This is a genomic window from Pseudomonas sp. LFM046, from assembly GCF_000949385.2.
In the GTDB taxonomy this organism is placed as follows: domain Bacteria; phylum Pseudomonadota; class Gammaproteobacteria; order Pseudomonadales; family Pseudomonadaceae; genus Metapseudomonas.
This window is the reverse complement of sequence record NZ_JYKO02000001.1, coordinates 2,335,195-2,349,591: the sequence shown is the minus strand read 5'-3', so window position 1 is coordinate 2,349,591 and position 14,397 is coordinate 2,335,195. Positions and strand designations below refer to the sequence as shown.

The following is a 14,397-nucleotide window of genomic DNA, read 5'->3' as shown; positions in this document are numbered from 1 at the left end:
GCGACCTCCCGGAATTCATCCCAATCGTCGTTGCGAATCCGGGCAGAGCCTCGCTCTGCCCGAGCCATTGCCGGTTACGGCAGTGGCGGGTTGTTCCAGCGCTGTACGGTGACGATCAGGTGGCCTTCGCCCTTCTGACCGCCGTCCTCCAGCTGGGCGACCACCTTCAGGTTGCCCGCGTTGTTGGTCATCATCTTGCGTTCCGGGTTCGGACCGGCGCCGCCGGGCACGAAGATGCCGTCCTTCTGCATCACACCAGCGAACTTCACGTCCTGGTCTTCCTTGGCGCGCTCGTCGAAGGGCTCGACCGACCATTTCGCCGGCAGGTAGCCGATGCGATACGGCTGACCGTCAGCGCCCTTGCCCCAGGCCTCGGCCTCGAAGCGGCCCTGGACCTTGGGGGTGGAGCCGCCGTTCTCGCCGATGCGGGCGATGGAGAACTCGGGCACCACCTTCACCTCACTGATGTCCTTGTAGACGGCCAGCTCGACACCCTTGAGCGAACCCAGCGCCACGCTGTGTACGCCCGGTGCGGCATCGGCGGCAGCCTTGACCTTGACGCGGATCTGCTTCGGCGTGACTTCCAGCACCTTCACCACTTCGATGCCCGGGCCGAACTCCGGCGAGCCGGAAAGGCCGCTGCCCACCAGGGTCAGTTCAGCTTCGCTGCCTGCCTTGAGGTGCGCCGGCTGGACGGCCAGCAGCTTGGCGTTGCCTTCCTTCGCGGCGCTGAAGTCCAGGCCACGCTCGTCATGGGCGGCTTCGAACATGCGGCCCTTCATCTCGCCGTTCAGGGCAGCGAAGACCTGGCGCAGGGTGGTGTCGCCGATCTTCACGTTGCCGCGCCATTCGTAGCCGTTGTAGAGGATGGCCGAGCCGCTGCCGGTAAAGGGCGTGCCGTCGGCGTACTGGCCCTTCACATCCACCTTGAAGGTGTCGCCTTTGTCGGCGGTCACGGTCATCACGCCGCGCACATCACCCTTGGTCAGCATGTGGCCGCTGAAGCTCCACTGCCCCGGCAGGACATCCGCCTTGGGCTTGGCTTTCTGCCAGTCGGCCCAGGCCTGGTTTTCCAGCGGGAAGCGCTTGGCCAGCTCGGGCACGGTTTCCTTGAGGGCGATGTCCAGCCAGTCACGATCGCGGGACTGGGCCTGGTATTCGAGGGACGGCCACTGGCCGAGGTGGAAATTGACCAGGTGCTCCCACTCTTTCGCGGGACGACGCTGCAGGGCGACACGGGCGCCCGAGTGGCAGCGGCCACACATCTGGCTCAGATGGTCGTCGAACTTCTCGACGGTGTTCAGACGGCGCTCCATGGCGTAGCGCACACCCTCCGTCTCGCTGGGCGCCAGGCCTTGCTTGTCCGCGAGGTACTTGACCAGGGTGCGACGGTCTTCGTCGCTGATCTGGAGGCCGTGCATCACCTGCATGCGACCGATGCTCATCAGCCAGCCTTCGGGGGTCTTGCGCTGGTGGCTGATGCGGCTATAGGAGTCGTTGCCTTCGGGGATGTGGCACCCCATGCACTTGGACTTGAGGAGGGCCGGCCCCTCCTCCGCTGCATGGGCCTGGGCGAACATCAGAGACGCCATGGCCAGAGCCAGGGTGCCTGCATGCTGCCGGAGTCGAGTCGTCTTCAAGGTCGGACCTCCACGGTGTTGTTCTTATGATTTGCACCCCGTTGCAAGGCAGGTGCAGCTGTCACGGCAAATACACATTGTGTGCCATGCCAGTGAAAGTCCTTTTATAACAACGAATTAGCCTTAAAAGTCAGGCTTGGCGAGGAGGCTGGCGAAGGGCCTGGGCGTCTAATTTCGCGACACAGTGTTCCAGCCTGAGACGTGACCGCGCAGCACCTGCCAAGCGTAGACGACGCCACTGTTACAGCGCCGTCTCAGCCCGTCTCAAACTGCAACAGCACGCATGCGACGGGCCGACTGAACGCCACGATAAATATCTTTACTATCAAGGCATTACAAGCATTTCCCTGCTTTGGCATGGGGGTTGCCCAAGTCCGGTACAACTTCAATGAACCGAGGCGAATCCCATGCTTGCTGACCTGCCCATACTCCCGAAAACCCAGGCCTTCCTCGGCCGCCAACTGAAGATGCTGATCGGCGAGCAATGGTCGGATGCCGCCAGCGGCAACACCATGAGCTTCCGCAACCCGGCCACCGGCGAGATTCTCGGCGAGGTGCCCTCCGCCAGCACCGAGGATGTGGACCGCGCCGTGCAGGCCGCCCGCCAGGCCTTCGACGATTCCCCCTGGAGCCGCATGCGCCCGCGCGAGCGGCAGAACCTGCTGTGGCGCCTGGCCGACCTGATGGAGCGCGACGCCCAGGAACTGGCCGAGCTGGAGTGCCTGAACAACGGCAAGAGCGCCGCCGTGGCCCAGGTCATGGACGTGCAGCTGGCCATCGACTTCCTCCGCTATATGGCCGGCTGGGCCACCAAGATCGAAGGCAGTACCGTCGATCCGTCCCTGCCGCTGATGCCGAACGACCGGTTCCACGGTTTCATCCGCCGCGAAGCGGTGGGCGTGGTGGGCGCCATCGTCGCCTGGAACTTCCCCCTGCTGCTGGCCTGCTGGAAGCTCGGCCCGGCCCTGGCCACCGGCTGCACCGTAGTGCTCAAGCCTGCCGACGAAACCCCGCTGACCGCCCTCAAGCTGGCCGAGCTGGTGCTGGAAGCCGGCTATCCGGCGGGCGTGTTCAACGTGGTGACCGGCACCGGCCTGAACGCAGGCGTCGCCCTCACCCGCCATCCGGGCGTGGACAAGCTGACCTTCACCGGCTCCACCGAAGTGGGCAAGCAGATCGGCAAGGCGGCCATGGACAACATGACCCGCGTGACCCTGGAACTGGGCGGCAAGTCGCCGACCATCGTCATGGCCGACGCCAACCTGCAGGAAGCCGCCGCCGGTGCCGCCACCGCGATCTTCTTCAACCAGGGCCAGGTCTGCTGCGCCGGTTCGCGCCTCTACGTACACCGCAAGCACTTCGACAACGTGATCGCGGATATCGCCGGCATCGCCAATGGCATGAAGCTGGGCAATGGCCTCGACCCGAGCGTGCAGATGGGCCCGCTGATCTCCGCCAAGCAGCAGGACCGCGTCACCGGCTACATCAACCTGGGCCGCGAACTGGGCGCCACCATCGCCTGCGGGGGTGAAGGCTTCGGCCCCGGCTACTTCGTCAAGCCGACGGTGATCGTCGACGTCGACCAGCAGCACCGCCTGGTGCAGGAGGAAATCTTCGGCCCGGTGCTGGTGGCCATGCCCTTCGACGACATCGACGAGGTGGTACGCCTGGCCAACGACAACCCCTACGGCCTGGGCGCCAGTGTCTGGTCGAATGATCTGTCGGCGGTGCACCGGATGATTCCGCGCATCAAGTCCGGCTCGGTCTGGGTCAATTGCCACAGCGCCCTCGACCCGTCCCTGCCCTTCGGCGGCTACAAGCTCTCCGGCGTTGGCCGCGAAATGGGCGCCGCCGCCATCGAGCACTACACCGAGCTGAAGTCCGTACTGATCAAGCTTTGAAGCCCTCGATCCGATGGGTATCGCAAGCTCCACCCATCCTACCGAAGCCCGACCGTAGGATGGGTAGAGGTACGAAACCCATCAAGGTGGATCACGCGTCACCGATCCACCTGCCGGGCTCCGGCCCGGCTCCGTCGGAGGCTCAACGCCCCTGCAGTTCCCGCAGCTGCTGCTCCAGTTCGGCCACCCGCGCCTCCAGTTCGAGGCGCGCGGCACGGCTGGCGGTGATGTCGTCGTAGACGCTGATGATGTGCTCCGGTTTGCGGTCGGTAGCATTGCGCTGAACCGAGGAACGCACCCTCACCCAGATGTACTGGCCGTCCTTGCGACGGAAGCGTTTCTCCATGGTGCTGACCGCTACCTCACCGTCCAGCAGGCGCTTGACGCTGGCGAGATTCTCGGCGAGGTCGTCGGGATGGGTCAGTTGCTGGAAGGTCAGTTCCGCCAGTTCCTCGGCGCTGTAACCGAGCAGATCGCAAAGCGGCTGGTTTACCCGCTGCCATCGCCCATCCAGGCCGATGTAGGCCAGGGCGCCGCCGGCCAGCTCGAAGATGGCGCGGAAGCGTTCCTCGCTCTGGCGAAGCTCATCCTCCACGCGCTTGCGTGCCGTGCTGTCCAGGCTTACGCCGACCATCTTCACCGAGCGCCCGGCCGCATCCTTCAGCGACGTGGCGCGGGAGGTAATCCAGCGCAGCTCGCCATCGGGGCGATAGATGCGGAAATTGAATTCGTAGCCTTTGCCCTCGGCCACGCACTCCCGGTAGATGGCCTGCAGCGCGGTGACGTCGTCGGGATGCAGGTGGCGCCAGAAGTCTTCGTTACGGCGCACCGGCCAGCCATATACGGCCTCGACGTTGGCCGAGTAGGAGACTTCGTCGGTGATCAGGTTCCATTCCCAGTTCACGATGCCGGCGCTTTCCTGGGCCAGCTTCATGCGTGCTTCGCTCTCCATGATCTCGGCGGTGTATTTGCGCCGCACATCCGTCATGGGCAGGTCCACCACTTCCACATGCTGGGCGTCCTGCAGGGCCTCATCGCCATAGCGCAGCCAGATCCAGTTGACCTTGAGGAAGGTGGCCAGCTTGCGCAGGTTGTCGTAGTCGATCTCGCCGCCACGGGTCCACTTGTGCACAGCGGTGCGGGAGATACCGAGCACGGTGGCGACCGCTTGCAGCGTCAGTTTCTGGTGTTCGAGCAGTTCTTTGAGGCGGAAGGCGAAGCTGTTTTCTGTCATGGCGAGCATGTCCCTGAGCCAGGCGACGCAGTATACGTCGCCAGCTCCGCCCAATCCCACCGGCTTAGAGGTCTAGAACAAGGCGCTGTCCCCTGGCCCGCGACACGCACAGCATCATGGTCTGCTGAGCGGCCTTTTCCTCGTCGCTGAGGTACTGGTCGAAGTGCTCGGCCTCGCCTTCGAGGATGCGGGTTTCGCAGGTACCGCAGACGCCCTCGCGGCACAGGCACTCCACCTGGGCGGCGTTGGACTTCTCGATGGCCTGGAGGATGGTCATGCCCTCCTCCACCTGCAGCTCGCGGCCGGACTGGGCCAGCACCACGGTGAACGCGCCACCGGTGACCGGCGCGGCGGCGAACTGTTCCCAATGCACGCGGGCGTCAGCCACGCCCTGGGCCTTGGCGGTGGCGATCACCGCGTCGATCAGCGGCTTGGGGCCGCAGACGTAGACATGGGCGTTCGCGTCCATGCCGCCGATGAGTTCGGCGAGGTTCAGCGAGGTGCCCAGGCTGTCGACGTAGAAGCGCACCTGCCCGGCATGAGGACCGTTGGCCAGTTCCCCTTGGAACGCGCCGTGCTCCGGGCTGCGGAAGGCGTAATGCAGCTCATAGTTGGCGCCCTGGGCGCGCAGCTCGGGGAGCTGGGCGAGGAACGGGGTGATGCCGATGCCGCCGGCGATCAGCACGTGCTTGCCGGCGCTGGAATCGATGGCGAACAGGTTGTTGGGGCTGGAGATCACCAGTTCGGTCCCCACCTCCACCTGCTGGTGCATGAAGGCCGAGCCGCCCTTGGACTGCTCCTCCAGGCGCACGCCGATCTGGTAGCGGGTGGTATCGGCCGGGTCGCTCATCAGCGAGTAGGCATTGCTGAACTGGCGGCCGTCGGCGCCTTTCATCTGCACGATGATGTGGCTGCCGCCGGTGAAGGCCGGCAGCGGCTGGCCATCGGTGCGCTCCAGGGTGAAGCGCTTGATCTGGGGGGTTGCCTGCTCCACCGCGGTGACACGGGCAAGCATCATTTCATAGGAGTTGGCCATCGCTAACCTCTGCTGCGGCTGCGGGCGGCGCCAGGCGCCGCCCTGTGGTGCGTGGTGCCCGCCGTCAAACGGCGAGGCACAGGTACTTCATTTCCAGGTAGTCCTCGATGCCGTACTTCGAGCCTTCGCGGCCGAGGCCGGACTGCTTGACGCCACCGAAGGGAGCCACCTCGTTGGAGATCAGGCCGGTGTTGATGCCGACCATGCCGTACTCCAGCTGCTCGGCGATCTTCCACACGCGGCCGATGTCGCGGCTGTAGAAGTAGGCCGCCAGGCCGTAGAGGGTGTCGTTGGCCAGGCGCACGACTTCCTCGTCGGTGGAGAAGCGCACCAGGGGCGCCACCGGGCCGAAGATTTCCTCGTCCAGCAGCTGCATGCCCGGCGCCACGCCGGTCAGCACCGTGGGCTGGAGGAAGTTGCCGCCCAGTTCGTGGCCCTCACCGCCTACCAGCACTTCGGCGCCCTTCTCCACCGCGTCGGCCATCAGGCTGCGGACCTTGTCCAGGGCCTTTCCGGTGATCAGCGGACCGATCTGGCTACCACCTTCCAGGCCGTGGCCGACGCGCAGCTCGCGTACTCGCGCGGCGAAGCGTTCGGCGAAGGCGTCGTAGACGGCGTCATGGATGTAGAAGCGGTTCACGCAGACGCAGGTCTGGCCGGCGTTGCGGTACTTGGCGACCAGTGCGCCTTCCACCGCCGCGTCGATATCGGCGTCGTCGAAGACGATGAAGGGGGCGTTGCCACCCAACTCCAGGGAGACCTTCTTGATGGTGGGCGCGCACTGGCCCATCAGCAGGCGGCCGACCGGGGTGGAGCCGGTGAAGCTGAGCTTGCGCACCAGCGGGTTGCCGGTGAGCTGGGCGCCGATGGCTACGGCGTCGCCGGTGACGATGCTGATCACGCCGTCCGGTACGCCGGCGCGCTTGGCCAGCTCGGCCAGGGCCAGGGCGGAGAACGGGGTCTCGTTGGCGGGTTTGACCACGATGGTGCAGCCCGCCGCCAGGGCCGGCGCCACCTTGCGGGTGATCATAGCCGAGGGGAAGTTCCAGGGCGTGATGGCGGCGCAGACGCCGATGCCCTGCTTGATCACCACCAGGCGCTTGTCGCCGGCCGGCGAGGGGATCACGTCCCCATAGATGCGCTTGCCCTCTTCGGCGAACCACTCGATGAAGGAGGCGGCGTAGCGGACTTCGCCCACGGCTTCGGCCAGGGGCTTGCCCTGTTCCAGGGTCATCAGGCGGGCCAGGTCATCTTCGTGCTGGAGCATCAGCTCGAACCAGCGGCGCAGGATCTGGGCGCGTTCCTTGGCGGTACGGGAACGCCAGGCCGGCAGCGCGGCATCGGCGGCCTCGATGGCACGCAGGGTCTCGGCGCCGCCCATGTCCGGCACGCGGCCCAGCCGTTCGCCGCTGGCGGGATCGGTCACGTCCACCGTGCGGCCGTCATCGGCGTCGCACCAGGCACCGGCGATGAAGGCCTGCTGGCGGAACAGGTCGTTGTCTTTCAGGTTCACTCTTAGAGTCCTCTTGCACGCGAGGCGGGCCGCCGCGCTCGGGCGGCGGCCACGGCCATCAACGGTCCAGGTGGGCGACGGCGATCAGGTTGTGGAAGTGGGCGATGCCGTGCTCGCTCTGGCCGCTGCGCTGGCGGTCAGCCATGATCCGGCCCTGGCCGCGATAGCCACGGGACTTCAGGCCCTTCTGCACGCTCTCCACCAGGCGCAGGTCCTCCGGACGGAAGACGTCGCGGTACCACTCGATCAGCGCCTGCTGCTCGGGGGTGATGTCCTTGTTCAGGAAGTAGACGTCGTAGTGCTGCAGGGTCACTTCGGCGCTGACCGGGAACTCGTAGATCACGGTCATGAAGTTGCCACCTGGCGGGGCGTTGAACATGGTGCACGGCCAGACCCAGAAGCCGCTGAAGGACGGATCTTTCACCGACTCGTCGAACTTGAAGGACTTCTCGGAGGGCTTGGCCACGCCGTACTGCAGGGACCAGTTGCCGAACATGGTGTGGGTGTACTGGCCGACGTCCACGGAATCGGAGAAGCCCGGGTGGGCCGGGGCGCAGTGGTAGCACTCCATGTAGTTGTCGACGATGGACTTCCAGTTGGCCGGGGTCTCGGTGACGAAACGGGCGGCCAGGTGCAGGTCATCCACCACCGGGCAGGCCTGGCGCAGGCGGGCCTGGAGGCCGGGCAACTGCTCTTCGACGCTGCCGGCGTCCTTGTTCATGTTGACGAAGATGAAGCCGGCGTATTCCTCCACGCGCAGCTGCACCAGGCTGGAGTTGGCCTTGTCGAAGTTCGCCACGTGGTCGCAGTTGCGCGCGTGGGCCAGCTCGCCGTCGAGCTTGAAGGTCCAGGCGTGGTACGGGCAGGTGATGACGTTCTTCGCCTTGCCGTCGCCCTGCAGCAGTTGGTGGCCACGGTGCGGGCAGACGTTGTAGAAGGCGCGCAACTCGCCGTCACGGCCGCGCACGACGATGATGCTTTCGCCGATGTACTCGCGGGTGATGTAGGCGTTGTTCTCGGCGACCTCGCTGCGGTGCCCAATGCAGACCCAGCTGTTGGCGAAGATCTTTTCCTTCTCGTAGTCGAAGATCTCCGGACGGGTGTAGTAGCCGGCGGGAATGGTGTAGGCCTCATCGGCGTTGGCGCAGAAGTCGGCGGGCAGGCGTTGGATATCGTTCATCTTCTGTACTCCAGGCATTTTCAAGGCACCGGCCGGGGCCGGGGCATTACAGCTATTTACTTTTGGTTAACGTAAATCTGTCAGTTAACAGATCGGGCAAAATTTTTTGGCCGAAGCCGTCGGTGGAACGCGATACCCATCGTCGAGTGGGAATGATGGGTATCGCTCCGCTCCACCCATCCTACGAAAAGCCCGCGCATCCCTGCGCGGGGCACAACTCAACTCATTGCGCGGTGGCGGTTTTCAGGCGCACGCCCTCTTCCGCTTGCGGCGGCTCGACGCTTTCGTCCAGGCCACGGCGTACCGCTTCTTCCTCGATCAGGTGGGCCGGCATGCTGCCGTAGTCCTGCACCATCCATTTGAAGAAGCCGTAGATCTTGGTCAGCAGGATCACCAGGAACGGGATCGCGGTCAGCACCACGGCGGTCTTCATGGTGGACAGCGAGGCCTTGGCGAACAGCATGGCCAGCGGGATCAGGGTCAGCATCACGCACCAGAACAGGCGGTGGGTCGGCGTCGGGTCCTGGCCTTCCTGCAGGTTGCGGGTGCTGGTGGCGGCCACGGCGTAGGCCGCCGCGTCCATGTGGGAGGCGCAGAACACCGCCATGATGAACAGGTACACCGCCAGGAACACCTTGCCGAAGGGCAGCGCGGTCAGGAGCATTTCCACGGCGGTCTCGCCGCCTTGCTCGCTGAGGATGCGCGGCACGTCGATAGCGCCGCTGATGAACTGGTGCATGCTGTAGCTTTCCAGCGCGCCGAAGAAGAACCAGCAGCCGACGCTACCGCCGAGCAGCAGCGCAGTCACCACTTCCTTGATCTTGCGGCCTTTCGACACGCGGGTGACGAACATCGCCACGCCCGGTGCGTAGGACACCCACCACAGCCAGTAGAACACCGTCCAGTTGCGGGTGAAGGCACCGTCGCCCGCCGGGTCGGTGAACAGGCTCATGTGCACGTAGTTCTGGATCATCAGGCCGATGGCGTTGGCGGTGTTGTTCAGGGTGAACTGGGTCGGGCCGACCAGGAACACCACGCCAGCGAAGCCCAGGGCACCTACGCAGACCATCTTGGAGAGGCGCTGCATGCCGTCATCGATGCCGATGTAGGAGCTCAGGGAGAAGATCACCGCGACGACACCGATCACCACCAACTGCGTCACGAAGGTGTCCGGAACACCGGTGAGGCCGGCCAGGCCACGGGTCAGGGTGGATGCGGTCAGCGCCAGGGAAACGGTCAGCGCGCCGAACATGGTGAGCAGGAAGATCAGGTCGACCAGACGGCCCACCGGCCCGTTGGCGCGGAAGCCAGTGACGGCTTCGATGATTGACGCCAGGCCCAGGCCGCTCTTCTTGCGCACGTGGAAGTGGTAGGCCAGCGCCAGGGACGACAGCGCATAGAGCGACCAGGCGCTGATGCCCCAGTGGAAGAAGGAATAGCTGACGCTGAAGTCCAGCGCCTCACGGGTACCGGCGGCGATGTTCAGGCCGGGGGTCTGGTAGTAGTACGCCCACTCCATCACGCCCCAATAGAGGGTCGACGAACCCATGCCGGCGCAGATGAACATGAACACCCAGGTCATGTTCGAGTATTCCGGCTTGCCGTTGCCGAGACGGATATTGCCGTACTTGCTGAAGGCCAGGTACAGCACCGCCAGGGCACTGCCGAAGACGAACAGCTGCACCGTGGTACCGAAGGTGCGGGTGGATACTTCGAAGAGCCGGTTGGCGAGCGCCTCCGCCTCGGCGGGGAACGCAGCAAGGCCGAACACGGTCAAGGCCACGGCGATCAGGCTCGCCGTGATCAAGAACATGTCTTTCTTATTGTTGTTGGACATTGGTGTCTCCTGAAACTGGATAACCCGGTGCCCCATCAGGCAGGGGGCCTCCGGATCACGTTATTTGTTAATCATTGGTTTACGTTAATCCATTGGTTAACAGCTTGTCCGAAACAGGCCCTTAAAGCAACCGTTGTCGGACAATTTGCAGGCCGTCTATCGCCTGCAGAAACGCCCCGGCCGCCTTTTCTCAAAGACGGCCGGGGTAAGGCTTACAGCGCGTCGGCGATCGCCTTGCCTACGTCCTGGGTCGAAGCCTTGCCACCCAGGTCCGGGGTCACCGGGCCTTCGGCGATTACCTGTTCGATGGCACGCAGGATGCCGTCGTGGGCCGCCTTGTAGCGCTCGTCGCCGTTGCCGAGGAAGTCCAGCATCAGCGCGCCGGACCAGATCATGGCGATGGGGTTGGCGATGTTCTTACCGTAGATGTCCGGCGCCGAGCCGTGCACCGGCTCGAACAGGGACGGGAAGTTGCGCTCCGGGTTGAGGTTGGCCGAGGGCGCGATGCCGATGGTGCCGGCGCAGGCCGGGCCCAGGTCGGAAAGGATGTCGCCGAACAGGTTGGAGGCCACCACCACGTCGAAACGGTCCGGCTGCAGCACGAAGCGCGCGCAGAGGATGTCGATGTGCTGCTTGTCCCACTTGATCTCGGGGTACTTCTCCGCCATCGCGGCGACCCGCTCGTCCCAGTAGGGCATGCTCACAGCCATGCCGTTGGACTTGGTGGCGGCAGTCAGTTTCTTGCGCTCGCGGGTCTGGGCCAGGTCGAAGGCGTACTTGAGGATGCGGTCGACGCCACGGCGGGTGAAGACGGACTCCTGCAGCACGAATTCGTGCTCGGTGCCTTCGAACATGCGGCCGCCCAGGGAGGAGTACTCGCCCTCGGTGTTTTCACGGATCACCACGAAATCGATGTCGCCGGGCTCACGGCCGGCCAGGGGGCACGGCACACCGGGGAACAGGCGCACCGGACGGATGTTCACGTATTGGTCGAAGTCGCGGCGGAACTTCAGCAGCGAGCCCCACAGGGAGATGTGGTCGGGCACCTTGTCCGGCCAGCCCACGGCGCCGAAGTACAGGGCGTCGAAGCCCTTGAGTTGCTCGAACCAGTCGTCCGGCATCATCTTGCCGTGCTGCAGGTAGTAATCGCAGCTGGCCCACTCGATGGTCTCGAAGGACAGGTCCAGGCCCCACTTGCGGGCCGCCGCCTCGACGACCCGCAGGCCTTCGGGGAGAACTTCGTTGCCGATGCCGTCGCCGGGAATGGCGGCGATCTTGTATGTCTTGTTCATGCTCGTCGTGCCCTTGGTGAAGACGCCCTGTTCAGGCGGTGTGACGACCATGCTATAAGGACTCTCCGCAAAGATAATCCTGCGCTTCATTGATAGATAAGACACGAATCGTGAATAGTCTGCCGAACCTGGAAGACCTCCGCGTCTTCGTCCTCGTCGCCCGCCGCTCCAGTTTCGCCGCCGTCGCCAGCGAGATGGGCACCTCCCCCGCCTTCGTCAGCAAGCGCATCCGCCTGCTGGAAGAAAGCCTCGGCGTACGTCTGCTGCACCGCACCACCCGACGCGTGGCGGTGAGCGAGGACGGCGAGCGGGTGTACCGCTGGGCGCAGCACATCTTCGACGCCGTGGAGCGGATGACCGACGAAGTCTCCGAACTGCACCAGGAACCACGGGGGCAACTGCGCATCGTCAGCAGCTTCGGCCTCGGCCGGCGCCTGGTGGCCCCGGCGCTGTCGGAGCTATCGGCGCGCTACCCGGCGCTGGACATCCGCCTGGACCTGTTCGACCGGCTGGTGGATCTGATCGATGAAGGCTTCGACCTGGACATCCGCATCGGCGACAACATCGCCCCCAACCTGATCGCCAAGCCCCTGGCGGAGAACAGCCGCATCCTCTGCGCCTCCCCAGGCTACCTGGCGCGCCAGGGCACACCCGGCAGCCTGGCGGAACTGGCGGGCCACGACTGCCTGGTGATCAAGGAGCGCGACCATCCCTTCGGCCTCTGGCGGTTGCACGGCCCGGCGGGCGAGGAAAGCGTGAAGGTCACCGGCCCGCTGTCGGCCAACAACGGCGAAATCGTCCACCAGTGGGCGGTGGATGGACGCGGCATCGCCCTGCGCTCCTGGTGGGACGTCAGCGAAAGCCTGGAAAATGGCCGCCTGGTGCATGTACTCCCCGAGTACCGCCAGCCGGCGAATATCTGGGCCGTGTATGCGGCGCCATTGGATACCTCGGCGAAGATCCGGGTAACGGTGGAGTTCTTTCGGCAGTACTTCCAGCAACAGCGGGGCCTGCCGTAGGGTGGATCTCGCGTCATCGATCCACCAACGGCGGCAGCCGGGGCGTTGTAGCTCGTAGGAAGGGTTGGGCGGCATTCCGCGAGCTTGCGAAATCCATCGAGCCTCGCTGATGGGTATCGCAAGCTCCACCACATTCTACGGGCGCACCATAAGCCTCCTGCGCCGATACCGATCTAGTCCGCCACCTTGAAGCTCAGGCAGACGCAGGTGCCCTCGTTTTCCCGGCTGGTCAGGCTGGCCTTGCCGCCGAAGCGCTCCATGATCTGCTTGACCATGATCAGGCCGATGCCCAGCCCACCCTGCTTGGTGGTGTAGAAGGACTTGAAGGCCATCATCTCTTGCTGCCGCGACATGCCCTTGCCAGTGTCGTCGATGGACAGGTGCAGCCAGCGTCCGCCGGCGTCGAGCCGAGTCCTGATGATCAATTGGCCGCCATCCGGCATGGCCTCGATGGCGTTGGCGATGACACTGTTGAGCACCTGGGCCAGCAGCAGTTGGTGACTCACCACCAGGGGCGCGGCCTCATCGCTGCACTCCACCTCGATCTTCGACTTGGCCAGTTGCTGGTCGAAATTGCCCAGGGTGGCGCGCACCGCTTCCATGGGCTCCACCTGCTCCGAGTCTCCCTGCAACGGCCGTAGACACAACAGCAGGTCGCGCACCCAGGCGGACATGCGGTCCACCTGGGTGACGATATCGTCGATGCATTTGCGCGCCGGCGGCCCCTCCAGTTCCTGCGCCAGTTCCGCGCTGGAGCGGATCGAAGCCAGCGGGTTGCGCAGGCTGTGGGCGACGGCCGAGGACATTTCCCCCAGGCCCACATAGGTGCGGTTGGCCACCAGTTGGTTCTGCTGGGCCGCCAGCAGCAGCGACGCGCGGCGGACGATCCAGTACAGCCCGAAGTAGATCAGCACCCCGCCAATGACCGTGGCCAGCCAGATCATCCGGTAGCCACGGTTGACCCGGTCGATCAGGTCCACCGGCTCCTTGTAGATCTCCACCATGGCCGTCACCTTGCCCTGGGCGTCGATGAGCGGGATGTAGTTCTCGATGAAGAACATCTTCGGCGGATGGATGAATTGCTGCTCCTCCTTCCCCTCCTCCACCTCGCTGTACTCGGCGGAAACACGACCACCGGACTGGAAGGCCTCGTCCAGCGCCTCGTCGTCGGCGAATCGCTGGCCCACCAGATCAGGGTTGGTGGACCAGACCACGGTGCGGTCCGGGGAAAAGATGGTGGCCAGCAGCGAGTCCGGCAGGTGGCCGAGATGATCGAGGAACTCAGAGCGGGCCTGCTCCCGGGCATCCGCCATGCTGTGGGTGAGCATGCCGATGTGATGGGGCACCAGCACATCGCCCATCTCCATGCTTTCCAGGCCATGGTGGCGCATTTCCCCCAGGGCCAGGGTCTGGATGAACTGCGCCGAGAGCATCGCGTCGCGCTCCAGGCTTTCGCTCACCAGAAACCGCGTGGACACGGTGCCAATGCCGAAGGCCACGGTGCCGATGATGACCAGGCTGATCAGGGAGAACCAGCGCAGCAGATTGAACTGCGCCACGGGCGCAGCCTCGCCCTCGTCCGGCCCCGAACGGCCCCTCCCCAGGAATGCCGCGATGTCCATCCGGTGCTCCCCCGATTCGGCGTTCCCTGACTTATAGCAGCCGTATCGGAGGCGCGTGGTCCCGGCGCCTCCCTCAATCGGTCTGCCCGGGGACGGGCCGATACGGTCCGGATTGAATGCCGG

General features: G+C 64.9%; 10 protein-coding genes. 2 read left to right on the top strand and 8 right to left on the bottom strand.

The features are described from left to right. Positions 1 to 74: 74 nt before the first annotated feature. Positions 75 to 1,592: a quinohemoprotein amine dehydrogenase subunit alpha gene (gene peaA / locus TQ98_RS10900; RefSeq protein ID WP_103102938.1), complete on the bottom strand. Its 1,518-nt coding sequence runs from the start codon at positions 1,590 to 1,592 to the stop codon at positions 75 to 77. Between the two features lie 455 nt (positions 1,593 to 2,047). On the opposite strand from peaA, the gene TQ98_RS10895 reads away from it, so the two are divergent. After that, a complete protein-coding gene (locus TQ98_RS10895) occupies positions 2,048 to 3,541 on the top strand; it encodes an aldehyde dehydrogenase family protein (RefSeq protein WP_044875439.1) in 1,494 nt (497 codons plus the stop codon). A 142-nt stretch (positions 3,542 to 3,683) separates the two neighbouring features. Here the strand turns inward: TQ98_RS10895 and TQ98_RS10890 are convergent, their stop codons facing one another. From TQ98_RS10890 to TQ98_RS10865, 6 genes are all read right to left on the bottom strand, one after another. After that, positions 3,684 to 4,775: a helix-turn-helix transcriptional regulator gene (locus tag TQ98_RS10890; protein WP_044875522.1), complete on the bottom strand. Its 1,092-nt coding sequence runs from the start codon at positions 4,773 to 4,775 to the stop codon at positions 3,684 to 3,686. A 64-nt stretch (positions 4,776 to 4,839) separates the two neighbouring features. Continuing rightward, the gene (locus tag TQ98_RS10885) at positions 4,840 to 5,811 is read right to left on the bottom strand and encodes a PDR/VanB family oxidoreductase (RefSeq protein WP_044875438.1); all 972 of its coding nucleotides are present in this window, start codon (positions 5,809 to 5,811) and stop codon (positions 4,840 to 4,842) included. A gap of 64 nt (positions 5,812 to 5,875) precedes the next feature. Next, a complete protein-coding gene (gabD, locus tag TQ98_RS10880; RefSeq protein WP_044875437.1) occupies positions 5,876 to 7,324 on the bottom strand; it encodes an NADP-dependent succinate-semialdehyde dehydrogenase in 1,449 nt (482 codons plus the stop codon). 58 nt (positions 7,325 to 7,382) lie between these two features. Beyond that, positions 7,383 to 8,504, bottom strand: coding sequence for a ring-hydroxylating oxygenase subunit alpha (locus tag TQ98_RS10875; RefSeq protein ID WP_103102937.1), 1,122 nt, complete (start codon positions 8,502 to 8,504; stop codon positions 7,383 to 7,385). 223 nt (positions 8,505 to 8,727) lie between these two features. Then, a complete protein-coding gene (locus TQ98_RS10870) occupies positions 8,728 to 10,341 on the bottom strand; it encodes a BCCT family transporter (RefSeq protein ID WP_044875435.1) in 1,614 nt (537 codons plus the stop codon). A gap of 212 nt (positions 10,342 to 10,553) precedes the next feature. Beyond that, positions 10,554 to 11,633, bottom strand: a complete 1,080-nt coding sequence (locus TQ98_RS10865) for a tartrate dehydrogenase (protein WP_044875521.1) — start codon at positions 11,631 to 11,633, stop codon at positions 10,554 to 10,556. A 110-nt stretch (positions 11,634 to 11,743) separates the two neighbouring features. Here TQ98_RS10865 and TQ98_RS10860 point away from each other — a divergent pair, with 110 nt between their 5' ends. Beyond that, entirely contained in the window at positions 11,744 to 12,652 is a 909-nt protein-coding gene (locus TQ98_RS10860) for a LysR substrate-binding domain-containing protein (RefSeq protein ID WP_044875434.1), read from the top strand. A 173-nt stretch (positions 12,653 to 12,825) separates the two neighbouring features. Here TQ98_RS10860 and TQ98_RS10855 read toward each other — a convergent pair whose 3' ends face one another. Beyond that, on the bottom strand, positions 12,826 to 14,274 hold the full coding sequence (locus TQ98_RS10855) for a HAMP domain-containing sensor histidine kinase (RefSeq protein ID WP_052659278.1): 1,449 nt from the start codon (positions 14,272 to 14,274) through the stop codon (positions 12,826 to 12,828). Positions 14,275 to 14,397 lie beyond the last annotated feature (123 nt).

Excerpts from the sequence above, each read along its gene's own strand:
- peaA (WP_103102938.1), bottom strand. The coding sequence starts at position 1,592 with ATGGCGTCTCTGATGTTCGCCCAGGCCCATGCAGCGGAGGAGGGGCCG.
- TQ98_RS10895 (WP_044875439.1), top strand. The coding sequence starts at position 2,048 with ATGCTTGCTGACCTGCCCATACTCCCGAAAACCCAGGCCTTCCTCGGC.
- TQ98_RS10890 (WP_044875522.1), bottom strand. The coding sequence starts at position 4,775 with ATGACAGAAAACAGCTTCGCCTTCCGCCTCAAAGAACTGCTCGAACAC.
- TQ98_RS10885 (WP_044875438.1), bottom strand. The coding sequence starts at position 5,811 with ATGGCCAACTCCTATGAAATGATGCTTGCCCGTGTCACCGCGGTGGAG.
- TQ98_RS10875 (WP_103102937.1), bottom strand. The coding sequence starts at position 8,504 with ATGAACGATATCCAACGCCTGCCCGCCGACTTCTGCGCCAACGCCGAT.
- TQ98_RS10870 (WP_044875435.1), bottom strand. The coding sequence starts at position 10,341 with ATGTCCAACAACAATAAGAAAGACATGTTCTTGATCACGGCGAGCCTG.
- TQ98_RS10865 (WP_044875521.1), bottom strand. The coding sequence starts at position 11,633 with ATGAACAAGACATACAAGATCGCCGCCATTCCCGGCGACGGCATCGGC.
- TQ98_RS10855 (WP_052659278.1), bottom strand. The coding sequence starts at position 14,274 with ATGGACATCGCGGCATTCCTGGGGAGGGGCCGTTCGGGGCCGGACGAG.